The organism is Streptomyces sp. 147326 (assembly GCF_045000215.1).
Taxonomy (GTDB): Bacteria; Actinomycetota; Actinomycetes; order Streptomycetales; family Streptomycetaceae; genus Streptomyces.
In genome coordinates, this window is sequence record NZ_CP134201.1 from 788006 (window position 1) to 814624 (window position 26619).

The 26619-nt window shown below is 75.0% G+C and carries 23 protein-coding genes; 14 read left to right on the forward strand and 9 right to left on the reverse strand.

Going from position 1 to position 26619, the window contains the following annotated elements; translation table 11 throughout:
• Nucleotides 1-45 precede the first annotated feature (45 nt).
• From bla to RIU97_RS03895, 12 genes are all read left to right on the forward strand, one after another.
• Complete coding sequence (gene bla / locus RIU97_RS03840; protein WP_404953338.1) at nucleotides 46-975, forward strand: class A beta-lactamase; 930 nt, start codon at nucleotides 46-48, stop codon at nucleotides 973-975.
• A gap of 48 nt (nucleotides 976-1023) precedes the next feature.
• Entirely contained in the window at nucleotides 1024-1683 is a 660-nt protein-coding gene (locus RIU97_RS03845; protein WP_404953339.1) for a maleylpyruvate isomerase N-terminal domain-containing protein, read from the forward strand.
• A 95-nt stretch (nucleotides 1684-1778) separates the two neighbouring features.
• The gene (locus RIU97_RS03850; protein ID WP_404953340.1) at nucleotides 1779-5183 is read left to right on the forward strand and encodes a hypothetical protein; all 3405 of its coding nucleotides are present in this window, start codon (nucleotides 1779-1781) and stop codon (nucleotides 5181-5183) included.
• 60 nt (nucleotides 5184-5243) lie between these two features.
• A complete protein-coding gene (locus RIU97_RS03855) occupies nucleotides 5244-5747 on the forward strand; it encodes a metallophosphoesterase family protein (protein WP_404953341.1) in 504 nt (167 codons plus the stop codon).
• Between the two features lie 224 nt (nucleotides 5748-5971).
• Nucleotides 5972-6847: a CAP domain-containing protein gene (locus RIU97_RS03860; protein WP_404953342.1), complete on the forward strand. Its 876-nt coding sequence runs from the start codon at nucleotides 5972-5974 to the stop codon at nucleotides 6845-6847.
• Nucleotides 6848-7035: 188 nt separating this feature from the next.
• On the forward strand, nucleotides 7036-7584 hold the full coding sequence (locus tag RIU97_RS03865; protein WP_404953343.1) for a hypothetical protein: 549 nt from the start codon (nucleotides 7036-7038) through the stop codon (nucleotides 7582-7584).
• 266 nt (nucleotides 7585-7850) lie between these two features.
• Nucleotides 7851-8615 (forward strand): thioredoxin family protein, encoded by a 765-nt coding sequence (locus tag RIU97_RS03870; RefSeq protein ID WP_404953344.1) that lies wholly within the window; start codon nucleotides 7851-7853, stop codon nucleotides 8613-8615.
• Nucleotides 8612-9229 (forward strand): TlpA family protein disulfide reductase, encoded by a 618-nt coding sequence (locus RIU97_RS03875; protein WP_404953345.1) that lies wholly within the window; start codon nucleotides 8612-8614, stop codon nucleotides 9227-9229. Before RIU97_RS03870 ends, RIU97_RS03875 begins: the two co-directional genes overlap by 4 nt.
• On the forward strand, nucleotides 9226-10014 hold the full coding sequence (locus tag RIU97_RS03880; protein WP_404953346.1) for a cytochrome c biogenesis CcdA family protein: 789 nt from the start codon (nucleotides 9226-9228) through the stop codon (nucleotides 10012-10014). Before RIU97_RS03875 ends, RIU97_RS03880 begins: the two co-directional genes overlap by 4 nt.
• A 312-nt stretch (nucleotides 10015-10326) precedes the next feature.
• On the forward strand, nucleotides 10327-10728 hold the full coding sequence (locus tag RIU97_RS03885) for a hypothetical protein (protein ID WP_404953347.1): 402 nt from the start codon (nucleotides 10327-10329) through the stop codon (nucleotides 10726-10728).
• A gap of 25 nt (nucleotides 10729-10753) precedes the next feature.
• Nucleotides 10754-11476: a response regulator transcription factor gene (locus tag RIU97_RS03890; RefSeq protein WP_404953348.1), complete on the forward strand. Its 723-nt coding sequence runs from the start codon at nucleotides 10754-10756 to the stop codon at nucleotides 11474-11476.
• Entirely contained in the window at nucleotides 11473-12888 is a 1416-nt protein-coding gene (locus tag RIU97_RS03895) for an ATP-binding protein (RefSeq protein ID WP_404953349.1), read from the forward strand. The genes RIU97_RS03890 and RIU97_RS03895 overlap by 4 nt, the downstream gene beginning before the upstream one ends.
• A 45-nt stretch (nucleotides 12889-12933) precedes the next feature.
• Here RIU97_RS03895 and RIU97_RS03900 read toward each other — a convergent pair whose 3' ends face one another.
• Together RIU97_RS03900 and RIU97_RS03905 are read right to left on the reverse strand one after the other, a co-directional pair.
• The gene (locus tag RIU97_RS03900) at nucleotides 12934-14772 is read right to left on the reverse strand and encodes an SMI1/KNR4 family protein (RefSeq protein WP_404953350.1); all 1839 of its coding nucleotides are present in this window, start codon (nucleotides 14770-14772) and stop codon (nucleotides 12934-12936) included.
• 51 nt (nucleotides 14773-14823) lie between these two features.
• Nucleotides 14824-15732, reverse strand: a complete 909-nt coding sequence (locus RIU97_RS03905; RefSeq protein ID WP_404953351.1) for a LysR family transcriptional regulator — start codon at nucleotides 15730-15732, stop codon at nucleotides 14824-14826.
• Here RIU97_RS03905 and RIU97_RS03910 point away from each other — a divergent pair.
• Nucleotides 15731-16225 (forward strand): carboxymuconolactone decarboxylase family protein, encoded by a 495-nt coding sequence (locus RIU97_RS03910; protein WP_404953352.1) that lies wholly within the window; start codon nucleotides 15731-15733, stop codon nucleotides 16223-16225. The two genes, RIU97_RS03905 and RIU97_RS03910, sit on opposite strands and share 2 nt — an antisense overlap.
• 42 nt (nucleotides 16226-16267) lie before the next feature.
• Here the strand turns inward: RIU97_RS03910 and RIU97_RS03915 are convergent, their stop codons facing one another.
• Entirely contained in the window at nucleotides 16268-17527 is a 1260-nt protein-coding gene (locus tag RIU97_RS03915) for an amidohydrolase (RefSeq protein ID WP_404953353.1), read from the reverse strand.
• Between the two features lie 164 nt (nucleotides 17528-17691).
• Between RIU97_RS03915 and RIU97_RS03920 the strand changes: the two genes are divergently transcribed.
• Nucleotides 17692-17865, forward strand: a complete 174-nt coding sequence (locus RIU97_RS03920; protein ID WP_007268044.1) for a thiazolylpeptide-type bacteriocin — start codon at nucleotides 17692-17694, stop codon at nucleotides 17863-17865.
• 76 nt (nucleotides 17866-17941) lie between these two features.
• On the opposite strand, the gene RIU97_RS03925 is transcribed toward RIU97_RS03920, so the two are convergent.
• The 6 genes from RIU97_RS03925 to RIU97_RS03950 are packed head-to-tail and all read right to left on the reverse strand — an operon-like array spanning nucleotide 17942 to nucleotide 26615.
• Nucleotides 17942-19879: a TOMM precursor leader peptide-binding protein gene (locus RIU97_RS03925; protein WP_404953354.1), complete on the reverse strand. Its 1938-nt coding sequence runs from the start codon at nucleotides 19877-19879 to the stop codon at nucleotides 17942-17944.
• Nucleotides 19876-20631 (reverse strand): ABC transporter permease, encoded by a 756-nt coding sequence (locus RIU97_RS03930; protein ID WP_404953355.1) that lies wholly within the window; start codon nucleotides 20629-20631, stop codon nucleotides 19876-19878. Before RIU97_RS03930 ends, RIU97_RS03925 begins: the two co-directional genes overlap by 4 nt.
• Nucleotides 20628-21611 carry an ABC transporter ATP-binding protein gene (locus RIU97_RS03935; RefSeq protein ID WP_404953356.1) on the reverse strand — a complete coding sequence of 328 codons (984 nt, stop codon included), beginning with the start codon at nucleotides 21609-21611 and terminating at the stop codon, nucleotides 20628-20630. Before RIU97_RS03935 ends, RIU97_RS03930 begins: the two co-directional genes overlap by 4 nt.
• 56 nt (nucleotides 21612-21667) lie before the next feature.
• The gene (locus RIU97_RS03940) at nucleotides 21668-22798 is read right to left on the reverse strand and encodes a M50 family metallopeptidase (RefSeq protein WP_404953357.1); all 1131 of its coding nucleotides are present in this window, start codon (nucleotides 22796-22798) and stop codon (nucleotides 21668-21670) included.
• Nucleotides 22795-23892, reverse strand: a complete 1098-nt coding sequence (locus tag RIU97_RS03945; RefSeq protein WP_404953358.1) for a lantibiotic dehydratase C-terminal domain-containing protein — start codon at nucleotides 23890-23892, stop codon at nucleotides 22795-22797. The genes RIU97_RS03940 and RIU97_RS03945 overlap by 4 nt, the downstream gene beginning before the upstream one ends.
• Nucleotides 23880-26615, reverse strand: coding sequence for a lantibiotic dehydratase (locus RIU97_RS03950; protein ID WP_404953359.1), 2736 nt, complete (start codon nucleotides 26613-26615; stop codon nucleotides 23880-23882). The genes RIU97_RS03945 and RIU97_RS03950 overlap by 13 nt, the downstream gene beginning before the upstream one ends.
• Nucleotides 26616-26619 lie beyond the last annotated feature (4 nt).

A 26619-nucleotide genomic window follows, 5' to 3' on the forward strand; every position in this document is an offset into this window, starting at 1 on the left:
CGTCTTTGCCGCCACGTGATCGTCAAAGGGAAGAGGAGAGCCGACGTGGAGCAGACCCGTCGAGCAGTACTGACTCTGGGAGCGGGGGCGGCGCTGACCGCGGCCCTGCCGGCGGGCGCGGCGCGGGCGGCGTCACCCGGCGGCGACGGCGGACGCGGCGGGGACAGCAGGGACGGCGAGGCCGTCCGGCAGCTGCGCGGGCTGGAGCGCGAGTACGGCGCGCGGCTGGGGGCGTACGCGCGGGACACGGCCACCGGCAGGACGGTGCTGTACCGCGCCGACGAGCTGTTCCCCATGTGCTCGCTGTTCAAGACACCCGCCGTGGCGGCCGTGATGCGGGACCTGGACCGCGACGGCGAGTTCCTCGCCCGGCGCATCCACTACACGCAGGAGGACGTCACGGCCGCGGGCGGCGGCTCGGTGACGGAGCGGCCCGAGAACATCGCCGGCGGGCTGACGGTGGCCGAGCTGTGCTCCGCGGCCATCGCCCAGAGCGACAACGCCGCCGCCAACCTGCTGCTGCGCGAGCTGGGCGGCCCCACCGCGGTCACCTCCTTCTGCCGTTCCGTCGGGGACCGTACGACGCGGCTCAACCGGTGGGAGCCGGAGCTGAACTCGGCCGAGCCCTCTCGGGTGACCGACACGACCAGCCCGAGGGCCATCGGGCGGACGTACGGACGGCTCGTGCTCGGCGACGCGCTGGTCCCGCGGCACCGGGAGCACCTGACGCGCTGGCTGCTGGCCAACACGACGAGTGCCGGCCGCTTCCGGGCCGGCCTGCCCGCCGACTGGGTGATCGGGGACAAGACGGGCACCGGATCGTACGGGACCAACAACAACGTGGGCATCGCCTGGCCTCCGGGGCGGCCGCCGGTGGTGCTGGCCGTGCTGACCACCAAGCCGGAGGCTTCCGCGCCACGTACGGACGCGCTGGTCGCGAGGGCCGCCAAGGCGCTGGCGGCGGGCCTCGGCTGACGGTCCGTCGAACCTGGCCGCTGACAGCACCGCACTAGGCTTGCGGCCGTGGACCTCTTCTCATCCTCCTGGGCAGCGTTGCGCACGGCGGTCGCCGAACTCCGTGACGAGGACTTCGCGCGGCCGTCCGGCTGCACCGGGTGGCTCGTTCGGGACCTGGTGTGCCATCTGGTCATCGATGCCCAGGACGTCCTGATCACCCTCGTGACCCCCGCCGGTACTGAGCCGACCCGCGACGCGGTGACCTACTGGAACCTCGTCGGGGCCCCGACGGGCGAGGACCCGCTCGACGCGCTGACCGTCCGCCTCGCCGCCGCGTACGAGGAGCCGTGGCTGCTCAAGTTCCACCTGGACGACGTCGGTTCCGCCGCCGGCCGCGCCGCCGCACTCGCGGATCCCCCGGTCCGGGTCGGCACCCGCGACGAGGTGCTCACCACGGGCGACTACCTCGCCGCGTACGTCCTGGAATGGACCCTGCACCACCTCGACCTGATCGCGCACCTCCCGGACGCGGCGGACCCGCCCGCCGAGGGCCTCGCCCGGTCACGCGAGCTGCTGGAGAGGATCGCCGGCGCGGCCTTCCCCCCGTCGTTCTCCGACAAGGACGCGCTGCTGATCGGCACCGGACGGCGGGCCCCGACCGACGCGGAGAAGGCCGAACTGGGCAGGTCGGCCACCCCGCTCCCGCTCCCCCTCGTCCTCGGCTGACCCGGGTCCGCCACACGCCGGTCCGGTAGCAGCACCGAGGGCCGCGCCGATATTCGGTAGGACTCGGGGGCGGGTGTCGGTGACAATCCGTCCCGATGATCACCACCGTCGAACAGCTGCTCTCCTCACTCGACTCCCTGCCGCACAAGGCCCGCCTGCGGCACACCGCCGTCACCGCGCACGCGCTGGCCGCCCGCGGTGAGCTCAGGCCGCTGCTCACCGCACTCGACCGGCTCGGCCCGTACGAACGGCGGCTCGGCGCGCTCGCCGCCCTGGCCGGGGCGGACACCGACCACCTCGCCGCGCGCCTGGCCGACCCCGACCCGGTCGTGCGGCGCTACGCCCTGCGCGGCGCCCGCGCTTCGGCCGTCCCCGACGGGGCCGTCGAAGCCGCGTACGACGACGCTCCGGCCGTGGTCCGCGCCGACCTCGCCCGGCTGCTGCGCGACGGCAGCCGCCCCGCCCTCGCCGAGCGCCTGCTGCTGCGACTGCGGGCCGAACGCGGCGACCGGGACGCGGCCCTGCTGCTGCCGGGCTGCTCCACGGAGTTCACCGCCCGGATGCTGCCCGAGCTCGCCGACGCCGTCGCGTTCGAGGGCTGGAGCCTGCTGGCCCGCCGCCATCCGGCGGCCGTGCTCGACCAGGCCGAACGCGATCTCGACTCGCTCTCCCCCCGTCTGCGGGGCAGCTGGTGGCCGCATCACGCCAACGGGATCGCGGCGGCCCTGCCCGCCGCCCCCGCCCGCGTACTGGACCTCCTCGAACGCCACGGCCCCGGGGACCTGCCCGACCCGCTGCACGACCGGCTCGCCGACCTCGTCGACGCGGACGCCGAGCGGACCGCCCGCTGGCTCGCCGACCCCGGCCGGCAGAGCATCCGCTGGGAGCGCACCCCGAACCCGGCCGTGCTCCGCCGGCTGGTCGCGGCCGCACCGCCGTCCCTGCACCGGCTCGCCGCCCGCTGGTCCCACCGGGGCGCCTACGTCACCATGCTGCGCGCGGTGCCGCCCGCGGACCGGGCGGCCTTCGACGGCGCAGTCGCCGCCGCACGCCCGGGCCACGCCCCGCGCGGCGTCCCCGACGGCGTACTGGCCCTGCTGCCGGAGGCCGAACGGCACGCCGTGGCACGGGAGGAAGTCGCGCGGGGACGCGCCGAACGATGGGCCGCGTTCGAGGTGTGGCCCGCCCTCGCCATGCTCCCGCCGGCCGAGGCCCGGCCGGAACTCCTCGACGCGACCGGCTCCGGAGACGCCGATGACCGGGCGTTCGCCTGGCAGCAGGTGATGTCCAACGCCGGGTACGCGGCGGATCCCGCGGAGGTGGCAGCCGTACTGGACCTGGCCGCGCGCCGGCTGCGCAACGAGCGCGACCCCGTACGCCGGTCCGCCCTGGAGGCCTTCGCCGCCCTGCGCGCGCCGCTGCTCGCGGCGGCCCTCGCCGGGCCCGTGGGCCGGGCCGGCCGCGACGACCTGCAGCAGCTCTGCCTGGACGCCCTGCGCGCACGCGACTGCTCGCCGGCCACCCGGACCGCCGTCCACACCCTCGCCCTCGCCCTCCTCAACTCCTCGGCCGACGAGGAACTCCTCGGGCTCGCCGTCCACCTGCTGGGGGCCCTCACCGCCCACACCGGCTCGCTCGCACCCGCCGTCCGGCTGGACCGGGCGCTGCGCGACGGCCGCGAAAGCGTCGTGCTCGACGCCGTACGGCCCTGGCTGGACACCGCGGCCGGGCGGGGCGACCACACACCGCTGCTCGCCCTGGTCGAGGCGTTCGGCAACCGGGCGCGCCGGGTCCCCGAGCTGCAGGACCGCCTCGCCGAGAGCCTGCGCGACTGCCCCGACGGCGCCTACCCCGACCTGGCCGCGGCCTGGCTGGCCGACCCGGCGACGCGGGCCGGGCGGGTCGCCGTACTCCTGGAGCGGGAGCCCTCCGCGGTAGCACTCGGCCCCGTGCTCGACGTGCTCGCCGCCGACCGCACCGACCTGCTGGACCGCGCGCTGTCCGACCCGCCGCCCACCGGCCGGTTCCCGGCGCCCGGCACGGCCCGTGCGCTGCCCCGCTTCCGCCGTGCGGACCGGTGGCTGCCCCGCCAGCAGCGGGCCGCCGTGCGCCTGGCGGAGACTGCACTCGCCGACCCGGGCCGGTCCCTGGACGACCGGGCCGCGCTGCTCCGCGAGGCGGCCGGGGTCCCGGGACACGGGTACGAGCTCGTCCGGCGGTACGGCGGCGCCGACGCACCGGGAGCGGATCCCGCCGCGCTGGCGGCCGCCGCAGTCGGCGACGCACCGGACGCCGCCCTGCGCCTGCTGCTCGACAGCGCCGGCGCGGACGACGCGGCCGCGCTCTGGGCGGTCGCCGACCAGGTGGCGCTCCGGGCCCGCCCGGACGCCCTCGCCGCCGTGCTGCGCGAACTGCTCACCCGTGAAAGCGGGGTGAAGGTCACCGTCCGCAAGTCGGCGGCGCGGCTCGCCGCCCGCCACCTCCCGCCGGACGACGCCGCTCGGCTCCTCGCCGGGGCTGCGCTCGACGCCCGCGCCCATCCGGACCTGCGGACCGCCGCCGTCGCCCTGGCTCCTGCCCTGCTCCCCGCCGAAGCGGCGTGGTCACTGCTGGAGTCCGCCGTCGCCGACGGCCCGGAAAACGCCCGCCGCGCCGTGCTGCGCAACCCGGCCGAAGTGGCTCCCGAGCACCGGTCCCGTTACGGCCGGCTGATCACCCGTCTGCTCGCCACCGCCGACGATTTCACGACCCAGAGCGTGTTCTGGACCCTGGAGGAATGGGCCGCTTACACGCCCGCCGTCACCGGGACGCTCACGGACATGATCACCGACCTGACCTCCCCCCTCACCTGGGAGGCCGGCAGGACCCTGCTGCGCATCGCCGGATCGGAGCAGCCCCATCCGGCGGGCGGAGCGGCCCCCGGCAGTGCCCTCCACGAGACGGTCGCCCGGCTGCTGACGGCCATGGCCTCGGAGGACGGCGCGTCGGAGGGCGGCGACGCCGACGGTCCCGAGCGGCCCGCCCGCCATCGGATGCACTACCTCCTCGGCTCGATCATGGTCACGGTGCCCGACCGGTTGTGCGCCCCGCTCGCCCGGCAGTTGGCCGCCGAACCGCGGCTGACCGACCTGCGCGTCTCGCTGCTCGTCCGGGCCGTCGACCGGGCCGCGCCGGAAGCCGGACTGACCGCGGCCTGCCGCGAGCTGAGCGCCGCCGTCGCGGACCGCCCCGCGCTGGCCGGGCGCAGCGCCGAACGGCTGCACCAGCGGCACCGCCACGCCTCCTGCACGATGCAGCAGGCGGAGGGGGCGCTGGGGACCGTACGCACCCTGTCCGCCGGCACACCGCCCGACGGGCTGTTCGCCGCGGCCCTCGCCGCCGCCCTCGGCCCCGGCCTGAACTGGCCGGGTCCCTGGAGAGCCGCCGTCCGCGCCCTGCGCGGCCACCAGAACGCGGAGGTCCGGGAGGCGGCCGACGCCATCGACCTGACCGCCGGCTGACACCGGGAGCGCGTTCCCGTTCCTCCACGAGGCGACGGCCCCCTCGTCTACGGTGAACCCATGAGGCTGCTGCTGACCTCCGACACCCACGTACCCGCGCGGGCCCGGCACCTGCCCGAGGACCTGCTGACGGCCGTCGGCGAGGCCGACGCGGTGGTCCACGCCGGGGACTGGACCGACGAGGCCACGCTCGACCTGCTGGAGTCGAGGTCGCGGCGCCTGATCGCGGTGTACGGCAACAACGACGGGCCCGCCCTGCGCGGCAGACTGCCCGAGGTCGCCCGCGCCGAACTCGGCGGCCTGCGCTTCGCCGTCGTCCACGAGACCGGGCCGGCCGACGGGCGCGAGAAGCGCTGCGCCGCACGCTTCCCCGACGCGGACGTCCTGGTGTTCGGCCACAGCCACATCCCGTGGGACTCCACGGCCCCGAGCGGGCTCCGGCTGCTCAACCCCGGCTCTCCGACGGACCGCCGGAGACAGCCCCACCACACCTTCCTGACCCTCACGGTCGCGGACGGCGCCCTGCACGACATCGTTCTGCACCGGCTGCCCGGCCGCTCCTGAGCCCGCGGGCCGCCGCATCCAGGCCGAGACTGAACTCCGCCGCTCGGCAACGCGCATGCCGGGCCAGCCGAGTTGGGGCGATTGTCCGGCTCGTCCCTGTGTTGGCCCTGCGGGTTTCCTTAGGGGAACCTGAAGAACCCCTCCAGCGCGCTCGTTTCGCTGGTCGGCGACCTAGGCTCAGCCGGACTCCCCCTCCTCCCCTTCTCCTGTGAGGTGTAACCGTCATGAGCCGCAGCCACACTCCCGAAACGCCGTCCCGCGCCGAGGCGCGACGGAAGAGGACGGTGCGCACCCGCATCGTCCTGTCCGTCACCGCGGCGGCCGCGGCGGTGGCGGTCGGGGTCGCCGTGGCCGACTCCGACGGTGATGCCGGCAGAGACCGGCGGGCCGACGGCGCCGCCGGTGCCTCGGCCGGGACCGCGGGGACCGGTGACGGCGTGGGGTCGGCACCCTCCCCTGCCGTCCCCACGCCCGCCACCGACGCCACGGCCACGGCGAGCCCGAGCCCGTCCGGCACACCGGACGCCGGGGCCTCCGAGTCCGCCGCTCCGCCGGAGCCCGACACGGCGGAGAGCAGCACTCCGGCCAAGCCGGCGTCGACCCGGGCCGCCGACCCGACGCGCAAGCCCTCCACCACCACGGGCGGCGGTTCCGGGGGCTCGGGCGGTTCGGGTGGCTCGGGCGGTTCGGGTGGCTCAGGTTCCGGCACCGTCAACGGCGATGCCGAGTCCGCGGTCCTCGCCCTGGTCAACAAGGAGCGGGCCGCAGCCGGGTGCGGCGCGCTGACCATGAACGCCAAGCTGAGCGCCGCCGCACGGACGTACAGCGACACCATGGCCCGTAGCGGCGTCATGTCGCACACCGGCCCCGACGGGTCCACGATGACCAGCCGGGTGGAGGCCGCCGGATACGGGTGGTCCCGCCTGGGCGAGAACATAGCCCGGGGTCAGGCCGACCCCGACTCGGTCATGAAGGCGTGGATGAACAGCTCCGGCCACCGGGCGAACATCCTCAACTGCTCCTTCAAGGAAATCGGCATCGGCGCCCACAAGGGCGACGGCGGCCCGTGGTGGACGCAGAACTTCGGCACTCCGAAGTAGCGAGACCCGGACCGGCCAAACCCCGCGTACCGAACGAACCAGCCGCCCCCCACCACGTCCTCCGACCCGTCCCACGGGTCGGAGGACGTCGGCGTTCACCGGCCGGCGGCGGGCCCGCACGCGGGGGCTCGGGCTCTTCGAGGGGGAGGCGGTGACGGGCCGGGCGGCGGGTCGGTCACTATGGGGCCGTGCCCCGGATTCCGCGTTACCTGTTCATATGGCTGTCGTGCACGGCCACCAGCGTGACCGCCGTGCTCGCCACGGTCCAGTTCGTGGTCGGCTCGACCAGGCATACGCCCCCGGTCGCACGGTCCGCCCCGGTGGTCATCGACACGCCTCCGGCCTGGGAGGCGGGCAGCCCGGCACCGGTCACGCCGTCCCCGTCCGCGAGCCCCTCGCCCACCGTGACGCAGCGCCCGACCCCCTCGGCCGCGACCCCCGCCAAGGCCTCGCCGGGAACCCCCCGGACCACCGCTCCGAAGACCGCCGTGGACTGCGAGGAGGGCGGAGCGGGCCTGCACACCGTCCCCTCCACCGGCGGCAAGGTGACGGTGCGGTACGGCAGCCGGGGCGTGTGCCTGATCTCCGCGATCCCCAGCCGCGGCTTCAAGGCCACCACCGCGCAGACCTCGGACGACACCCTCACCGTCACGTTCTCCGGCGCCGACCACCGGTCGGTGGTCACGGCGACGATCGTCCCCACGGCGAAGGCGAGCGTCCGCGAATCCTCTTTCTGACGCGGTCCGATGGGGGCGCTTCAGGGTCTTGTACGCCCTCGTGCGCCGTGCTCCGGCGAAGCGGAAGGTGAGCGTTTCCTTAGGGCAACCTCAAGATCGCGCCGAGGCGGTTCCACAGGCCCTGACGGGGCCTATGCTCGCGTCAGCCGAGCGGCCCTCGGCGCCGGGGAACCGCACCCGGCGAACCCCCGGGCCGCCGGTTCCGCCGAGCCGGGAGGCATTCGGCCCTTCCCGCAGTCCGCATCGTGCCTTGGGGTGTCTTCGCCATGACTTCTCGCCCGCTCCGACCCGTTCGCACCGACCGCCGTACGACGGCGCCCCGCGCCGCCGCGCCCCTGGGGACACGACTGCCGCTGGTCGCCGCCGCCGTGGTCGCGGCGGGGCTGACCGCCGCCTGCGGGCCGGCCTCCCAGCCCGCCGGTTCCGCGGCGCCGTCCACGGCCGGACAGTCCGTGGAGGCGGCCCTCCCCTCCGCGTCGGAGTCCGCGTCCGCGTCCGCGTCCGCCGAGGCCTCCCCGAGCGCCTCGGCCTCGCCGTCCGCGTCCGCCACCCCCTCGCGTGCCGCGTCCGCGCCGGCCTCCCCCGCCCGGACGTCGGCCAAGCCGACCCGTACGTCCGCCGCGCCCGAGCCGGCCCGGATACCCGGACCCGGTTACGACAGTTCGGCCGACGCGCAGAAGCAGATCGAGGCGGCCCTGCGGGCGGCCAAGGCCGACGGGCGGGCGGTACTGCTCGACTTCGGCGCGAACTGGTGCGGCAACTGCAAGGCCGCCGACAAGGTGTTCGCCCAGCCGCAGACCGCGGGGATCCTCGGGGCCTCGTACCACCTCGTCAAGATCGACATCGGCGGCAACAGTTCCGCCAACTCGGCGCTCCTGCGCAAGTACAGCCCGTCCGGCGGGACGTACACGATGCCCGTACTGGTCGTCGTCTCCTCCTCCGGCACGGTGCGCACCGACACCCACGTCACGGGCAACCCGTCCCTGACCGCGGACGGCATCAACTCCTTCCTGCGCAAGTGGGCGTCATGAGACGAATGCGGAGATCGGCCCGCAGGGCCCTGGTGGTTCCCGCCGGAGCGGGCCTCGCGGTGGCGGCCGGTCTGCTCCTCGCCGGCCTCGCGACGGACGACGGCGGTTCCGGGGCACCGGACGGCCGGGCCGGCGTGGCCAGGGCCTCCGAGGCGAAGGTCCTGGACCCCGGCGCCCGGCAGGACGCGCCCGCGCTGGCCGGCGACGACCTGGACGGGGAGCCTGTCGGTCTCGCCCGGTTCCGGGGCCAGGTCGTCGTCCTCAACGTCTGGGGCTCCTGGTGCGGCCCCTGCCGGGCGGAGGCCCAGGACCTGGCGCGGCTCAGCCGGGAGACCCCGGCCGAGGAGGTCCGGTTCCTCGGCATCAACACGCGGGACCCGGACCTGACGGCGGCCCGGTCGTTCGTGCGCGAGCACGGCCTGGGCTTCCCCAGCCTCCACGACCCTTCCGGCGAACTCCTGCTCCGCTTCCCTCCCGAGCTGCTCAACCCGCAGGCGATCCCCTCGACCCTCGTGATCGACCGCCGCGGACGCATCGCCGTCGCCATCGGCGGCGCCGTCACCGACGAGCAGCTGCGGCCCCTGCTCGCGCGCGTCGTGGAGGAGGAGTCGTGACGGGGGCGGCCGTCGCGTACCGGACGCTCGCCCTCGCGGACGCCCCCTCCCTGGTGAACGGCACGCTGGCCATCGCGGCCCCCGTGGCGTTCGTCGCGGGGCTCGTCTCCTTCCTGTCGCCGTGCGTACTGCCGCTCGTACCCGGCTACCTCAGCTACGTGACCAGTCTGTCGGTCGCCGACCTGGCGGAGGCGCGCGGCGGGCGCCGCAGCCGCATGGCGACCGGGGCGCTGCTGTTCGTCCTGGGCTTCACCGCGGTACTCGTCTCCGGAGGCGCCCTGTTCGGCTACTTCGGCCGTACCCTCCTCGCCCACCAGGAGATGGTCACGCAGGTGCTCGGCGTCTTCACCGTGCTCATGGGGCTGTCCTTCATGGGGGTCCTGCCGGGGTTCACCCGGCGGGAGTTCCGCAGCCACCGGCGCCCCGCTCTCGGGCTCGCCGGGGCGCCCGTACTGGGAGCGGCGTTCGCGGTTGGCTGGACCCCGTGCATCGGCCCGACGCTGGCCGCCGTCCAGGCGCTCGCGTGGACCGAGGCGAGCGCGGCCCGCGGCGCCCTGCTGATGGCGGCGTACTGCCTCGGGCTGGGCCTGCCGTTCCTCCTGGCGGCGCTGGCGTTCCGGCGCGCCCTGGGCGCGTTCGGCCTGGTCAAACGCCACTACTCGTGGGTGCTGCGGATCGGCGGCGGCATGCTCGTGCTGGTGGGCGTGCTGCTGGCCACCGGGGTGTGGAACGACCTCGTGTACCGCATGCAGTTGTGGAGCGCGAACTTCAGCACGGCCCTCTAGAGCCGCCGTACGCCTCGAAGGCGAAGAACCGATTCGATCCCGTGATTCGAGCCGGCCGCGTGATCCGTGATCCGTGATCCGTGATCCGTGACACAGAAGTGCAGAGACACCCATGAACCTTTCCATGCATGTCAGGCATTCCCGGAAGCCCCGCATCGCGGCCGCCCTCGTCTGCCTGGCCGCGGGCTCGCGGCATGCGGCCAGCAGCCCGCTGCCAAGGGCCCCGGTGCCGGCGCCGGCACCACCGCGCCCACCGCGCCCACCGCGCCCACCACGCGCTTCACCGAGAACGGAGTCACCGTCACCCTCTCGGTGTCCGACTGGCACGCCTCGAAGGGCACCGTCACCGCGGTCTTCACGCCCGAACGCAAGGGGTTCCACCTCTACAGCATCGACCTGCCGGCGACCGGCATCGAGGACGTGGGCCGCCCGACCGCGATGTCCGTCTCGGGGGTCCTCAGGGCCGAGGGCAAGCTGACGGCCGCCCAGGACGTACGGTCCATCAGCGTGCCCGGTGTCGACGCCCCGGTCCCCGTCTACCCCGACGGCCCCGTCACCACCACCCTCCCGGTCCGCGCCGACGGGGACGGGAACGCGACCCTGCTGCTCGGCTACGCGACCTGCAGCACCCAGGACGGCTGCACCATCCCGGTCTCCGACCGTCCCGTGCGGCTGCGCGTCACCGGTGACGGCCCGGCCTTCGACGCCCACTAGGCGCGGGAGCCCCTAAGGTGTGCGCATGCCGAGCGTCCTGGTCGTCGAAGACGACCCCAGCATCCGCCAGTCACTGATCGAGGTCCTGGCGGAGCACGGGTATGCCGTGCGCAGCGCCGGCGACGGGTTCGGCGCCCTGCGCGAGGTCACCCAGGCCCCCGTCGACGCTGTGGTCCTCGACCTGGGACTGCCCGATCTGGACGGAGGAGACGCACTGCGCATGATCCGCGGCATATCCTCCGTTCCCGTACTGGTGGCCACCGCCCGCGACGACGAGACCGAAATCATCAAGCTCCTCAACGCGGGCGCCGACGACTACCTGGTCAAGCCCTTCTCCGGGGGGCAGCTCATCGCGCGCCTCTCCGCCGTGCTGCGGCGCACGAGCCACGTGCCGCCGACCGGTGCCCCGGCGGGCGCACCGGTGGCACCGGCCGCCGAACCGCTGCGCCCCACCACCGTGGGTGAACTGGCCGTGGACCCGGGCGCGCGCACCGCGTACCTGGCGGGCCGGGAGCTCCGCCTCACCCGCCGGGAGTTCGACCTGCTGGCGTTCCTCGCCCATCACACCGGCCAGGTCGTCTCCAAGCGCCGCCTGCTGACCGAGGTCTGGCGCGAGCCGTACGTGGACGACCAGACCGTCGACGTGCACCTGTCGTCCCTGCGCCGCAAGCTGGGCGAACGCGCGGCGGCCCCGCGGTACCTGCTGACCGTCCGCGGCGTCGGCATCAAACTGGTGGCGCCGCGTTGAGACGCTCACTGGCCGGAGTGGCGCTCGCCGTGACCTCCATGGTCGCCCTCTCCTTCCTCATACCGCTGGCCGCACTGGTGATGTCGCTCGTCAAGGAACAGGGGGTCACCGCGGCCGAGCAGCGTGCCGCCGCCCTGGCGCCCGTCCTCGCACTGACCACGGACGCGGCGGCCCTGCGCGAGTCCGCCGCGAGCCTGGACGCCGCCGAGCACCTGGTCGTCCACCTGCCCGACACCGGGCCCCTCGGCAGCTCCAAGGCCCCCGCGGAACTGCTCGAACGGGCACAGCGGGGGCGCGAGTCCATCTCGCAGGAGGTTCCGCACGGCTGGATATGCCTGCAGCCGGTGGTGCTTCCCGGGGAGCAGGTCGCCGTCATCGAGAACTTCGTGCCCGAGGAGGAACTGACCCGCGGCGTCAAGGAGTCCTGGGCGGTCATGCTCTTCCTCGCCGTGGGACTGATCGGCGGATCCGTGCTGGTCGCCGACCGCCTCGGTGCGAAGGTCGTCAGGTCCTCCAAGCGGCTCGCCCAGGCATCGCGCGCACTCGGCCAGGGCGACCTGGACACCCGTGTGGACCCGATGGGGCCCAAGGAACTGCGCGAGGCGGGCGTGGCCTTCAACGCGATGGCCCACCGGATGACCGAACTGCTCGCCGTCGAACGCGAACTCGTCGCCGACCTGTCCCACCGGCTGCGCACCCCGCTGACCGCCCTGCACCTGGCATCGGAGCGGATGGCCGGCACACCGGAATCGGCCAGGGTCGAAGCCGCGGTCGGCGAACTGGAGACGGAACTCCAGGCCATCATCGCCACGGCGCGCACTCCGCTCGCCGTGGGACCCATGGGCCAGGGCATGCTCGCCGCCGAACCTCCCACGGGCGACCGCGCCGTCGGCAAGGGGGCGCCCGGCCCCCGCTGCGAGGCGGCCGACGTCGTCCGCCGCCGCACCGCCTTCTGGGCGGTCCTGGCGGAGCAGCAGCAGCGGTGCTGTTCCCTCGACCTCACCCAGGAACCCACGGCCGTGGGCCTCTCCGAGGACGACGTCGCCGCCGTGGTGGACGCGCTCATCGGCAACATCTTCCGCCACACCGCGTCAGGGACCCCGTTCGGCGTCCGCGTCGTGCGTACCGCCCACGCCGTGGAGCTGGTCGTGGAGGACGGCGGGCCGGGCATCCCGGACCCGGACCGGGCCCTCTCCCGCGGGAGCAGCACCGGATCCACCGGGCTGGGTCTGGACATCGCGCAGCGGGCCGCGACCGCGACGGGCGGCGCAATGCGGATCACGCGCAGCCCTCTGGGCGGCGCGCACATCACCGTGACGTTCGCACTGGCCACGCCGTCGCCGACGGGGCGGGGGCCGCGTCTCTCCCGCCGCCGTCCGACCTGGCGGGCCACCCGCCGGCCGCGGACGTGAGCCCGGGGCGGGCTCGCGGCGGCGGGACGGCGGACACCTAGCGGGTCAGGAACGGGTCCAGTAGGCATAGCCCTCACCGGAGTGCGGCTCGCGGAGCCAGCTGCGGGTCTCGAAGCCGTCCAGGCGGCCGTGGCACACGGCCTCCCGTGACACCGTGACCCCGAAGTGCGCGGCGATCGAGTCGAGCGCCGTACGGAGCCCCTCGGAGAGGGTCCGCCCCGCGAAGAGGCCGACGGGCGTGAGCCCTGCCGGTATCTCCCCGGTCGTCGTCCGCGACTCGCCCCGGACCGTCAGGCCGTAGCGCTGCTCTCCGTTCTCCGCGCAGGAGAAGTGGAAGGCCGCGGGGAGATCGGGGCCCCACTGCGGTTCGTACGTCAGCGTCAGGGCCCGCGTCCCGCGGGAGGCCTCCGTGGCGGGTGACGCGAAGCGCGCCTGGGTGGCGGCGTCGATGCCCCGGTCGGAGTGGGCGAAGGCCCAGCCGTCGCCCGCCGCGCCGAACCGGGCCACCGTCCGGTTCTCCCACGGCTCTCCGTCCGGGTGCGCCCCTGCGTCGCCCGGGGTCAGGGCCGGGCGGACGCTCGCATCGCCGGCGCCGAGCCGGTGCGGGACCTCGGACGGCTCCACGCCTGCGATCAGCACCATCCGGAAGCCACTGCGGGATTCCTCCGCGAGCCACCCCAGACCGTCGGCGGGAGCGGACCCGGTGGCGGGCGGGGCGGCCTTGGTGGCGCCGGGGCCGCGTGGGGTGGCCAGCAGGACGCGGCCGCGCTCCGGGGTGAGGACCGGACCCAGGTACGGGTCCGCGAGCAGGCCCACGGGGGCGATGTGGTCGGCGGACCGGGGGGTCCACGCGGGCACCGCGGCGGCGAGCGTCCGCCAGGCCGCCTCCGGCTCCGCCCGCCGGGCCAGCGCGCGTGCGCTCTCCACGGCCTCTCCGAAGGCTCCGTCCGCCTGGTACCGGAACGTCGCCTCATGGATCGCCCGCAGGGTCGCGGCCACCACGGGCCGGTCCTCCTCGGGATACCGGCGCGTCAGCGACTCCTCCTGATGCGTTCCGTACCGCGGCTCCGCCCGGCAGGTCAGCGGCACCGCTTCGTGGGCGACGTACGGATCGGAGAGCGAGGCCCCCGCCTCGGCTCCGGTGGCCGTGCCGCGCAGGACGCCGATCTGTTCCAGGAGCCGCGCCGCCCCCGGCCGACCGAACGCGCGGGCCTCGGACAGGGCTTCCTGGGCGGCTTCGTACGCGCCGCACAGGGCGGCCAGCCGGGCCTGCTCGACCCGGTCGTCCATGGCCCGGGTGGTCTCGTTCGCGAAGGCCGGCCGGTCCGAGGCCATGGAGTGGAACTCCCGGTACGCGTCCTCCATGAAGTGGCGGAAGGACGGGAGGCGTTCCGGTGGGCTCCCGCGCCAGGGCGCCCAGGTGTACACGGCCCACTCCCCCCGTTCGTCCACGTCCTCCGGGTCCAGCAGGACGTCCACCATGTCGGATTCGGTGGCCAGTTGGAGCGAGCGGGACCACAGGCCCGCTTCGCGGACCAGGTCCTCGTCGGCGTCGTCCCCGGCGCCGTCCAGCCATGTCCCCCGCATGTCGTGCGGGTCGTCGCACCAGCGGAGGTCCTCGCAACCGGCCAGTCGCCAGACGAAGTTGCCCGCTCGGTGCCAGCCGTCGGTGACCGCGAGGAAGGACCGCAGCGACGGGGGAAGGGTGGCGCCGAGACGGGCCTCGGCAGCGGCGATCCCGGCCTCGTCCGCCGGCTCACGGCCCAGCCAGCGGGCCGCACGCCAGTCCTCCGCGCCCGGCAGTCCGTCGTGTTCCGGGTCGTACGCGTCGGCCCACTCGCCGCTCCACCGCTCGAGGAAAGGGCGCCACTCGAATCGCATCATGAGGGCGATGTTGACAGCCCCCGCTGACAACGGACCGGGCCCGCCCGCCCGTCAGGACTCCGACGAGGTGCCCGCCCCGGCGGGCTGCCGCGGCCACACCCGCGCCGCGGCGGTGCGGAGGGCGTCCGCGAGGGCCTCGGCCGTCGGGTCGGGGACGGCCGTGCGCCAGGCGGTGACGATACGGCTCGGCGGATGGCCGTCGACCGGTACGAAGGCGACTCCGGGGCGGGCGTGGCGCAGCGCGGCCCCGGTGGGCAGGAGCCCGACGGCGCCCTCCCAGACGACGGCGTGCAGGCACTCCTCCACGGTCGCCACCACCGGGCCCGGCGCGTCCTCCGCGGCCGCGAACCAGTAGCCGCGCCACCGGGCGTCGGTGCCCCGCGGGAGGCGGAAACGCGGCCGGCCGGCCAGCTCCGCGACCCGCACGCGGGCCCGGGCCGCCAGCGGATCCTCGGCGGGAACGGCCGCCACCACCTGCTCTTCGCCGAGCGGGCGCACCGTCAGCCCCGCGGTGTCGAAGGGCAGCCGGGTCAGCGCCAGGTCCACCCGGCCCTCGCGCAGTCCGGCCGAGGGATCGGTGACGGGCGCCTCGCGCAGCCTGACCCGTACTCCGGGGCGCTCGCGCCGCAGCGCGGCCAGCGCCGGCGGTCCGACCTCCAGCCCGGCGCCCGCGACCACGCCGAGTACGAGGACCCGTCCGGCCTCCGCGGCGCGGACCCGCTCGCGGGCCCGCTCGGCGCGCTCCAGCAGGTCCCGCGCCTCCGCGAGCAGCACCTCGCCGGCGGGGGTGAGCCGCGCCCCGGTGGGGACGCGGTCGAAGAGGCGGCATCCGAGGTCGGCCTCCAGCTCCCGGATGCGCCGGCTGAGCGGCGGCTGGGCCAGGTGAAGGCGCGCGGCGGCCCGCCCGAAGTGGCCCTCCTCGGCCACCGCGACGAAACAGCGCAACGCCCGCAGGTCCATGACCGGCCACGATACCGATACCGAACCCATACCCGCGCAACCGGTCCTGGACGCGGCCCCGACCTCCGCGGTGAGGTGGTGGCAGGCGCCGGGCGACGGGCCCGCCGCCTCCCTCGTGTCTGGAGCCACCGTGTACGCACACCCCGACGACCTGCACCGCGCCCGCTCGGTGGGCGGCAACGCCCCGGCGGAGTTCGCCGCCTGGCTCGCCTTCCAGCAGGCCGTGGACCGGGAGGACGGCGCGGTGCCGCGCCGCTACCGCGAGCTGATATCGGTGGCGGTCGCGCTCGTCACCCAGTGCTCCTACTGCCTGGACGTGCACACCGCCGCCGCCCGCCGGCACGGGGTCACCGCCGAGGAGCTCTCGGAGACGGCGTTCGTGACCGCCTCCGTCCGCGCGGGCGGCACCCTCGCTCACGCCCTGCTCGCGGACCGGCTGTACGAGCAACACGGGCAGGGGCACGGCCAGGGACAGGGCCACCACCACGGCTGAGGATGCGGGCCCGGACACCGCAACTTCGCTCCCCCGCCTCGTTCAGGGCGAGCCGAGCCGGGCCAGTGCCGCGCTCGTCAGGGCGCGGATGCCGGCCGGCAGGGCGGTGCGGGCGTCGGGGGCGAAGTCCGGTGCGTGGTTGGCCGGCAGGGCGGCCAGCTTCTCGGCCGCCGTCGTGCCGGGGGCGCGGGACCATGCGGCCGGGCCGATCGTGCCGAGCATCCAGTAGCCGAGCCGGATGCCCCGCTCGCCGTGCACGTCCAGGCCCGCGTCGCCGAACAGGGCGAAGTCCTCCGTGGCGAGCGAGGGCGGCCACATCGTCACCCGTTCCGGCCCGAACTCGGCCGCGTGCGCCTCCCGTAGGGCCGCCGTGACCCCCGGATCGGGGTGGGTGACCGGGGAGGAGGAGGTCCGGACGATCTCGGGTTCCCGGGGGCAGGCCGCGGCCGCGCACTCGGCGCGGACGATCCGCTCGACGGCCTCGGCGGCCCGGGCCAGCGAGGCCTCGCTCACCGCCCTGACGGTGAGGGCCAGTTCGGCTCGGTCCGGGATGACGTTCGCCCGGTCGCCGGCCCGGAACGAGCCGACGGTCACCGCCACCTGATCCGCCGGGGCGGCCTCCCGTGCCACCACCGTCTGGAGCCGGGTCACCACGTGGGCCGCCGCCACCACCGGGTCCACGGCGAGGTGCGGGGCGCCCGCGTGCCCGCCCCGGCCGTGCACGACCACCCGGTAGGTGACGCTGCCGGCCGTCATGGGCCCGTACGCGTGCGCGATCATCCCGGCCGGCAGCGGCGCGGCGTGCTGGGCCAGTACGTCGTCCGGGCGGCCGCACCGCCGGTAGAGGCCGTCGGCCAGCATCGCCCGGGCCCCTTCGAGGGTCTCCTCGGCCGGCTGCCCCACCACCAGGAGGGTGCCGCGCCAGGCCTGCGGCGCCCCGGCCAGCAGCGCGGCGGTGCCCGCCGCCGCGGCCAGGTGCAGATCGTGTCCGCAGGCGTGGGCCGCCTCGCCGTCGGCCGCGTACGGCAGCCCGCTCGTCTCCCGTACGGGCAGGGCGTCGAGTTCGGCCCGGAGCAGGACCGTGGGTCCGTCGCCGTTGCGCAGCACCCCGGCGACGCCGTGCCCGCCGATGCCGCGCGTGGTCGCGCAGCCCGCCGCCTCCAGCCGCCCGGCGAAGCGGTCCGCCGTGCGCCGTTCCGCTCCGGACAGCTCCGGATCCCGGTGCAGTTCCAGGTAGAACGTCGTCATGTCGCGCAGGTGCGCGTCGAGTCGGGCGAGCGGTGCGGGTGCGTGACCGGTCATCCCGCCATGATCGGCCGACGGGGCGGGAGCGGGTACGGCAGGGCGCTGACACCTCGTGACAGCGGAGTGTCAGCGGCACGACGGGTCCGTTGCAGGCGGGACCCGTTCTGATGGGGGCAGGCACAGCACGGCCCGGTGCCGGCCCCCGTACAGAAGGAGTCATCATGGAGAAGTCGCCGCTCGCCTCGCTCGCGGACGAGATCCTGGAGCTGGAGTCCGAGACCTTCGAGATCTCCGACTACTCGGACGCCAGCGAGGTCGTGCTCGCCGGTTCCACGAGCTGCAGCTCCACCTCGACGTGTTCCTCGACCACCAGCACCACCTCCTGCTCCGCCTGACCCGTCGGGCAGCGGACACACGGATGCCCCGGCCCTCGCCCACGCGAGGACCGGGGCATCCGCCCGTGTGCGGGAGCTACGGGAAGGGGTGCGGGACCATGCGGATGTCGGCCTCGGTGAGGTCGGCCGCCCGCAGCCCCGCGCGCCGCGGAGCGGTCCGCAGGCGCGGCAGGTACGGGGCCCGCTGCCGGGACCAGCCGAAGTCGATCGGCAGCAGTCCCGGCACCACCGCGCAGACCGTGTGCAGCCCGATCCGCCGCTGTTCCGGCGTGGTCTGGTCGACGGCGATCACGTCGTGGCCCGCCCGGACCAACCCGTCCACGACGCACAGCAGATCGTCGCGCAGATCGCCGGTCCGCGGCCGGCCGTGCTCCGTCCAGGACCGGTAAGCGTCCTCCATCGTGCGCACGGCCGCGGGCTCCCGGTAGGGCCGCACGTGCTCCGCCATGGCCGGCAGGCCGTACAGCTGGGCGTGGTCCTTCAGGTGCAGCACCCGGCTGAAGTCCTCGGCCATCGCCTCCAGTTCGCCGCGCCGCTCCTCGACCTGGCGGGGCAGGTGCGGAATGTAGGTGAGCACCTCCGACAGGGCCGCCTCCACCGCCGTCGCCGGATCGAGCGCGGCTCCGGCGCCGAAGGAGAACAGCCCCGGGCCGCCGTCGCGCCGCACCGCCAGCCCGGTCACCACGGGCACGGCCAGGTCGATGCGGTTGTCGAATGCGTGCACGTCGTACCCCTGGAGCGCCGCCCGGTCGGCCATCGTGCGCACCGCCGTTCCCGGCACCGTCGCCAGGTCGATCTCGGTCAGCGGCAGTCCGGCGTACCAGGCGATCAGGAACGCGTCCCGTTCCACGAGTTCGAGCAGCGCGCCCAGCAGCGCCTCTTCCGTGCAGCTGCCGATGGCGCAGCCGTTGGAGCACTCGAAGACGAAGTTGTCGGCGGCGAGCCCGGCGCTGTAGTGCACCAGCCGGGCCGGGACCAGGACGGGGCGGTCGTCGCGCAGCGAGTGCCCGTACACCCACGGTATCGGCCGTTCCGGATCGAAGGGGGACACGAGCGGGTCGTCGCGGTAGGTCCCCGGGGCGTAGAAGCCGCACTCGGCCGGATCGAGCGCGCGCTCGCCCAGCTCCGCGTACGAGGCGGTGAGCAGGGTGTTCCCGGTGCGGCGGTGGGTTCCGGCGTACCGTTCCAGTCCCTCCAGGTGCGCGAGGTCGCGGCTCGCGGTGAAGCTGTTGGCCTGCCCGCTCCAGGTCACGTCCGTCAGTCCCGCGTACCCGCGCATGAAGACGCTCCCGGCGACCGGGGCGGTGGTCGGCGAGGTGACGTTGATCCAGGTGCCGCCGCCGAGCACCCCCGTCACCGGATTGGCCAGCGCCGTGTACGGCATCGGGTACGAGGACGCGGCCCGCAGCCGCTGCGCGCCCGGGTCGGACTTGGGCCGGGACGCGGGCGCGAAGGGCCGGGGTGCGTCGGTGCCCCGGGGACCGCAGTCCGGGCACAGCGGGTCGGCCAGCAGCGGGTACGTGCGGATCCGCAGCGTCTCCAGGTCCAGCCGGGACACCTGGGGCAGGGTCCGGTCGGCGGCCTCCCCTGCGGGTGGGCCGGCCCGGCCGCCGTGGACGGCCTCGTGCAGCGCGTACACCGCGTCGTGCGCGTACGGGGACAGCCGCGGCCACTCGGGACCGGCGGGCGTGCCCGGCCCGACGCCCGTCTCCAGCGCGTCGCGCTCGCTCCTGCTGCGCAGCCGCTGGCGGCGCATGGCCAGGCACCGGCCGCACGCCGGTGCGGTGCCGTCACCGCCCCACGGGCCGACGAGCACCTCGCGCGCCGTGAGGTGCACGCTCGCGCCGGGCCGGACGGCCGCGAACGGATCGGCGGCGCGCGGCCCCAGGGCGTCGTGGACGCCCAGGGTCACCACGACGGCGCCGAGCGGCTCCAGCGCCCGCGCGAGGTCCCGTCTCGCCGCCTCCAGGGGCGTCCCGTCGGGGGCGGGCGGACGTGCGGAGGTCGTCGTCATGTCCGGTTGCTCCAGCGGAAGGTCTTCAGGCCGATCGCACCGAAGAGGAGGGCGAAGCCGAGCAGGGCGGCCCATCCCGTCCAGACGGCGGTGAGGGAGCCGGTGCCGGTGAGCGCGCCGGTCGCCGCGTCGTTGAGGTAGCGCAGCGGCAGCACGCGCGAGACGGACTGGAGCCACGACGGCATCATGTCGAGGGGCAGGAACGAGCCGGACAGGAAGGCCATCGGCACCATCAGGCAGTTGGCGATGGCGGCCACGGCCTCCGGGGTGTTCGCGTACGTGCCGACGATCACGCCGATCGCGAGGAACGCCGTGATCCCGAGGACCAGGGAGGGCAGCACCAGCGGCCAGCGCCCGTCCAGGACCAGCCCGAAGCCGGGGAGCATCGCCACGGCGACGAACACCGCGGCCTGCACCACGCCCACGCCCAGGGCCAGCACGTACCGCGAGGCGAGGACGGTGGTCAGCGGGGTCGGCGTCAGCCGGATCAGCCGCAGCAGGTCGTCGCGCCGCCACTGCATCAGCGTGAACGCGATGCCGAAGACGGCCGCGTTGGCGACGCCCCACGACATCACCCCGGGCGCGATGTACGAGATGTAGGGGCGGCCGGTCTCCTCGACGTCCTGCCCGCTGAAGATCAGGCCGAAGACGACCAGGAAGAGCAGCGGGAAGGCGAAGGTGAAGAAGAGGGTGGCCTTGTCCCGGACCTGCGCCCGGTAGCCGGCGGCGGTCAGGGCGGTGTATGCGCTCATGCCTGGTGCTCCGTCTGCGTGTGGGGGCCTGCCTGGGGCCCGATCCGGGGGCCGGGGTGTGCTGCGGCGCCGGTGAGTTCGAGGTAGACGTCCTCCAGCGTCGCCGTACGGGTCATCACCCCGTCCAGCCCGGTGAGTGCGTCCACGGCCTGCAGCACCCTGCCCGGCGCCGTGGTCTCCAGCACCAGGGAGCCGCCCTGCAGGACGGCCCGGTCCACGCCGGGCAGCGCCGCGGCCTCCTCGACGCCGATCCGTCCCACCGGCAGCAGCAGGCGCGACGGCGCTCCGGCCGCGGCGACCAGCCGGTGCGGCGAGTCGAGGGCGGCGATCCGGCCGCCGACGAGGATCGCGACGCGGTCGCACAACGCCTCGGCCTCGTCGAGGTGATGGGTCGTGTAGACGATGGTGCGGCCCTCGCTCTTGAGGGCGCGCAGCACCTCCCACAGATCGCGGCGGGCCTGCGGGTCCAGGGCGGCCGTCGGCTCGTCCAGGAAGATCAGCTCCGGGCTGTGGACGAGGGCCGAGGCGATGGCCAGGCGCTGGCGCTGGCCGCCGGAGAGGTTCTCCACCATGACGTCACGCTGCTCGGTGAGCCCGACGCTCTCCAGCGTGCGGTCGGCGGCCGCCGGGTCGCAGCGGTAGAGACCGGCGACCGTGACGAGGTGCTCGCGCGCGCTCTGCCGTACGAAGAAGGCCGAGGCCTGGGTCTGCACGCCCATCCGGGGCAGCAGGGCCGTGTTGCGGGGCCAGGGGCTCTGGCCGAGGACGCGGACCGTGCCGTCGTCGGCCTGCCGCAGCCCCTCCATGATCTCTATGAGGGTGGTCTTGCCCGCCCCGTTGGGGCCGAGCAGCCCGAAGAACTCGCCCCGGCGCACCTCGAGGGACACCCCGTCCACCGCCTGGCGGTCGCCGTAGCGTTTGTGTACGTCCTGGACGGCGATGGCCGGGGAGTCGGGCGGCTGGGTGCTGTCAGTTGTCATGGGTCGTGCGTCCCTCTGTGTCTGTCGGGTCTGTCGGGTCTGTCGGGGTCTTGGGGTCAGGTGGTGACGGCGTACCAGACGGCTCCCGTGAGGCCGGCCGCCAGCAGCAGGACGAGCACGGCGGAACCGATGCCGTATCCGAGGTAGAGCCGGCGGGCTCGCGGCGGGTACGCGGCGGCGGCCGCCCGGTCGCGCATCCGCAGACGCAGGTACCCCGAACTGGCGGGCGCCAGCCGTGTCACGCGCAGGCCGTGGCCGAGCATCGTGTAGCCGTCCAGCGGTGGAAGCGGGATCAGGTTGACGAGTGCCTGCGCGCTGCCGGCGAGCAGGAGCGCGGCGAGCACCCGCCGGGTGGGGTCGTCCCCGGGCAGCGCCGCCCACCAGCCGAAGAACGGCAGCAGGAACAGCAGGTTGGCGAAGGCACCCGCGGAGGCGACCGCCACCTGGTGCCGACGCCGTGCCAGGAAGCGGTAGTTGTCCACGGTGCAGTACATGATGGCGGCGGGCAGCCGCCACCGCAGCCCGATCTCGCCCACGGTACCGCCGACATGGCGGGCCGCGACGCCGTGCGCGAACTCGTGCAGGGCCGTGCTCAGCCACATGAGCGTGGCCACCCCCGTCAGGGCTGCCGGATGGCGCAGCAACCACCCGAAGGCGTGGACGAGTTCACCGGCCGACGCCGCCAGTACGACCTCCATGGCGAGGCAGCCGAGGAGCAGGGGGCCGAGCACCACGGGGTGCAGCAGCGGGCGCAGGGCGCGGTGCAGCCGGGCCGTGGTGGCGTCGGCGTCCGCGACCAGGCGCAGCGTGCCGCGGAGCAGCGTGCCCCGCAGAGGTTTGCCGGGCGGCGCGGGTGCGGGCGGCGGCGGGCCGCCCACGAGCAGCCGGCGGGTACCGAGCAGGGCCAGCAACTGCTGCCAGTTGCCCTCGCCGAGCCGCCGCCCGAAGGCGTGTCCGTACTCGGCGCCGATCTCGGCCAGGGTGCGGGAGCCGTCCAGCCGCGAGACGAGGAAGAACTCCTTGGGCCCGATCTCGAACGAGGCTCCGGACACCGGGTCCTTGACCAGGTGGACGGTGGCCGGCCCGTCGAGCAGCGGGGCGGACAGCAGGACTTCGGGCCGCAGGGCGGGCCGGTGTGCCAGCAGCCCGGCCGGGCCCGGCGCGGGGGCGGGTACGGGGCCGGTCACGGGGCGACCGCCGCGCCCTCGGTCCGGCCCTCGCCGTCACTGTCGCCCTCGCGCAGTACCCGGCCCAGCAGATGGGCCAGGTACGCCTCGTCGCGGATGGTGACGTGCAGCCGGTTGTTGGTCATGTGCATGTACGGGGACAGCAGCAGCGGCAGGGCCACGGCGGGATCCGTCACCTGCTCGTCGCGGGTGCCGTCCCACGAGCGGAAGACCAGGTCCCCGGCGACGGCGAGCGCCTCGGCGCGCTCGCGCAGCTCCCGGCAGTGCTCCGCCCACCCGGCGAGGAAGGCCGGCAGCCGGCCGGTCTCACCGGAGGCGAGCGCCTCGCGCACGGCGGTGAAGCGGCGGCCGAGCCCGGGCGCGGTCTGAGCGTAGGTCCGGTCGTACTCCTCGGACCCGATGAACCCGGTGCCGGGAAAGGCCTGGTGCCAGAACTCGTAGTACCGGTCGAGATATCCCGTGAGTTCCTCGCGGTCCGGCAGGAAGACGCCCGCCATGACCATCATCAGCTGGGCGGAGGTGCCGAGCAGGACGGTCCGCAGGTGCAGGTTCATGCGGTGCAGGGCGTCGATGACCAGATCGCTTGAGCGGGCGAAATGCCATTCGGCGAGTTCGATGCCGGCCGGGCCGCCGTACTTTCCGAATTCGGGCTCGTACGGTTCCCGGGAGAACGAATTGTTCGGCCGCAGGTTCATCCGGCCGTCGGGGCCCATGAACGCGGCCCGGTCGCCCTCCGGGAACTCGATGTCGAACAGCGTGTTGTAGAACTCGTTGAGGAATCCGGAGTCGACTTCGTACAGGGCCGGCCGGGCCTTGAGGAACGCGGCGACGGCCTCCTCGGCGCGCCGCCGGACCTCGGGCCCGGCCTCGGGGGTGGCCGGCCGCAGTCTCAGTCGTACGTGCGGCCCCTCCAGCCAGTAGTTGATGAAGAAGTGCCCGGCGAGCAGCCCGTCGGCGGTGAGCCCGGCGATCAGCGGCCGGACGCACTGCACCAGCAGGGGCTGCGGGTTGGCGGCGTAGAAGACGTGCAGGGCCTGCCAGGCGCCGCGGGTCCCGGCGTGTGCGCCGGGGGTGGACGGGGTCAGCTCGGACATCGCGTGCCGCCTTCCTGGTCTCGGATGGTCGTGGTGAAGGTCTCGACGGCCAGTTCGGCGACGTGGGCGCCGCGCGCCGAGTGCACGTGCAGGCCGTCGGGGTCGGGGAGCATCTCGCGGAAGACGACCCGGTGCGCCGGATCGCGCAGCAGCGTCTCGAAGGCCGCGAGGGAGAGCAGGCTCGCGAAGTCCACGTACTGCGGCTTGGCCCCAGCGGCCGAGGGGCCCGCCGAGACGGTCGCGAACACCTGCTCCGGCAGACGGTGGGCGCGGCGCCAGCGCTGCCAGTCGAGGAAGTGCCCGGCCTCCCGGGCCCCCTGGACGGGCAGGTCGCCGGCCGTGGTGGTCCAGCTGCGGCGGCTGAGCACGACGTCGCCGTGCACCACCCGGGGCCGGACGCTCACGTTGTCGTGCGCCGGTCCCTCGGGTACCCCGGCCCACACGTCGAGCGGTGACATCGACGACGGGGACAGCAGCAGGAGCGTGCGCGGGATCGCGGGCAGCGCGAGCGGTACCAGATAGCCGAGGTACACGGGGATCACCTGGCAGCCCAGCCGCCGCGAACGCAGCACCACCCGCCCGCTCGCCGGCACGTGCTCGGCGTACAGGTCGTCGAGGTGGAGCCGGCGCTCCGGCGGAAGCGTGCCGCTCTCGCCGGGGCAGACGATCTCGTGGTCGGTCAGGCGGCCGTGGAGGTTGAGATTGGTGGTGACCGGGCCGCCGGTGACCTCGGCGAGGACCGCGCCGGGCGGGGTGATCCGGCCTGCCGTGGCCCGCAGTTCCGCGGAGAAGCCGGCGTCCGTCCCGCCCGGCCCGTCGTACACGTGCGTGAACCGGCTGAAGGGGAAGGACAGTCCGCCGTACGAGCGGTTCAGCACGGTCAGCGGGCTGCCGTCGACGGGATCGCGGGCGAGCTGGAGGTGGTGGCAGCGGGGCGCGAAGTCCGGTGCCACCGACCCGAGTTCGCCCGCGACCGCCGTCAGGTCCGCCTCGTCGAGGCGAAGGACGCCGGTGCCCCCGTACGCCGCCCAGGCCTGCCGCATCCGGCCGATGAACGCCCGGCGCGCCGCGTCCAGGGCCCGGATGCCCAGCAGGCCCAGCCAGTTCACCTCCGGCACGTATGCGCCGTGCTCGTCGAAGGGCTTGCGGCGCGCGGTGAACGACAGGTACTGGTCGAAGAAGTCCTCGTGGAAGTCGTGCACCAGCCCCAGCAGGTCCTCGCAGCGGCCGCCCGCGCCGTACCGCGCGGTGAAGAACCCCTCGAAGGTGATCCGCTGGGCCAGTGTGAGGTCGAAGGCGGGCAGGATCCGCTCGACCGCGCGCAGCGCCGCCCAGTCCCGGGGCGGGCAGGGCAGCTCGCGGCCCGCGCTCACGTCCTCGTACAGCAGGGTCTGCGGCAGGGCCGCGTCCGGTGCGCCGAGCTCCTCCTGGATCCGGTGCAGCCCGGTGCGCAGCGCCCGTAGCAGCCCGGCCCGTTCCGCGTGCCCGGCCGTGGGGTAGGCGGCCAGGGCTGCCGCGGGCGCTTCGAGCAGGGCGGCGAGGCGGTCGGCCCAGGGCCGCTCCAGCGAGGTCAGCGACTGCTGGAAGGACCGCAGCGGGTCGCCGCTGTGCACCTCGGTGTCGAGGCAGGGCACGCGCACCATGCCGAGCTGGAGGAGGGCGGAGACGTAGGCCTCGCAGTCGGCGGGGTCGGCGGCGTGCTCGGCGGCCAGCCAGTCGGCCAGCTCCTGGTGGCGCAGCTCGGGGCGCTCGGCGAACAGGCCGAGGAGGCGGTCGAGGGTGCCGCTGCGGCGCAGGAAGAACAGCCGGTCCTTGACCGCGTCGAAGGTGACGGCGGCCGCGTCGTCGCCCGCGGTGACCGAGCGCCGCACGTAGCGGATCCGGTCCTCCTCGTGGCCCCATCCCGAGGCCGGGCGCAGCGGCAGGTCCCGGCGGCGGACGGGATCGGCCAGGATCAGCTCCGCGAGCCGGGCGAGGACGACGACGTTGAGGCGGACGTGGCTGGTCCATTCGCCGGCCACCCGCACGCCGCCCGCTCCGGCACCGCCCGCTCCGGCACCGTCCGTGAAGCGGCCGGTCGCCACCGCGGTGAAGGTGCTGAAGGGACTGGTCTTGCAGGCCGTGCGGTACACGTACGACAGGACCGACCGCTCGGCCTTGCGGGCCCGCCCGGTCGGCACGCCCTCGGTGCGCGCGTAGCCGTCCAGCTGGCCTTCGAGCACCGGAGAGGCCAGCAGCAGGCCGAGCCGCAGCCGGTCGTCGGCCACCAGCTCCCGCAGTGCGGCCCGGTTGCGGGCCAGGTCCGCGGTGAGCAGCGGCGGGCCCTCGGCCAGCAGCTTGTCGAACAGCCGGCGCCGGTGCAGCCAGCCTGCCAACTGCTCGGCGGAGGCCTCGTCCACGGCCGCGACGGCCTCCACGGCCGTCTCCGTCGAGGCGTCCGGACGGGCCGGCAGCCGGCCGTTGTGGATCTGGCGGCGCAGCAGCAGCAGTGCGCGGCGCCGGACCGCGCCCGGGCCGTCCGGAGCCGGGTCGGTGGCCCCGACGGCTCCGTGGAGCACGTCGCCGAGCCGCGCGGCGCCCTCGCCCAGTGCAGCCTCGGCGGTCAGGACGTCCTCGGCCCAGCGCCGGGTGTCCGCGGCGCGCAGGGCGTCGACCGCGGCCAGCGGCAGCCCCGCGACCCGCAGCATGAAGCGGTCTCCCGCGTGCCACTCGATGGTGTTCATGGTC

Coding starts and splice junctions, on each gene's coding strand:
- RIU97_RS03935 (WP_404953356.1), bottom strand. CDS start 21,611: ATGACAACTGACAGCACCCAGCCGCCCGACTCCCCGGCCATCGCCGTC.
- RIU97_RS03915 (WP_404953353.1), bottom strand. CDS start 17,527: ATGACCGGTCACGCACCCGCACCGCTCGCCCGACTCGACGCGCACCTG.
- RIU97_RS03900 (WP_404953350.1), bottom strand. CDS start 14,772: ATGATGCGATTCGAGTGGCGCCCTTTCCTCGAGCGGTGGAGCGGCGAG.
- RIU97_RS03855 (WP_404953341.1), top strand. CDS start 5,244: ATGAGGCTGCTGCTGACCTCCGACACCCACGTACCCGCGCGGGCCCGG.
- RIU97_RS03910 (WP_404953352.1), top strand. CDS start 15,731: ATGACCGGCCACGATACCGATACCGAACCCATACCCGCGCAACCGGTC.
- RIU97_RS03920 (WP_007268044.1), top strand. CDS start 17,692: ATGGAGAAGTCGCCGCTCGCCTCGCTCGCGGACGAGATCCTGGAGCTG.
- RIU97_RS03860 (WP_404953342.1), top strand. CDS start 5,972: ATGAGCCGCAGCCACACTCCCGAAACGCCGTCCCGCGCCGAGGCGCGA.
- RIU97_RS03905 (WP_404953351.1), bottom strand. CDS start 15,732: ATGGACCTGCGGGCGTTGCGCTGTTTCGTCGCGGTGGCCGAGGAGGGC.
- RIU97_RS03925 (WP_404953354.1), bottom strand. CDS start 19,879: ATGACGACGACCTCCGCACGTCCGCCCGCCCCCGACGGGACGCCCCTG.
- RIU97_RS03850 (WP_404953340.1), top strand. CDS start 1,779: ATGATCACCACCGTCGAACAGCTGCTCTCCTCACTCGACTCCCTGCCG.
- RIU97_RS03950 (WP_404953359.1), bottom strand. CDS start 26,615: ATGAACACCATCGAGTGGCACGCGGGAGACCGCTTCATGCTGCGGGTC.
- RIU97_RS03875 (WP_404953345.1), top strand. CDS start 8,612: ATGAGACGAATGCGGAGATCGGCCCGCAGGGCCCTGGTGGTTCCCGCC.
- RIU97_RS03870 (WP_404953344.1), top strand. CDS start 7,851: ATGACTTCTCGCCCGCTCCGACCCGTTCGCACCGACCGCCGTACGACG.
- RIU97_RS03945 (WP_404953358.1), bottom strand. CDS start 23,892: ATGTCCGAGCTGACCCCGTCCACCCCCGGCGCACACGCCGGGACCCGC.
- RIU97_RS03930 (WP_404953355.1), bottom strand. CDS start 20,631: ATGAGCGCATACACCGCCCTGACCGCCGCCGGCTACCGGGCGCAGGTC.
- RIU97_RS03890 (WP_404953348.1), top strand. CDS start 10,754: ATGCCGAGCGTCCTGGTCGTCGAAGACGACCCCAGCATCCGCCAGTCA.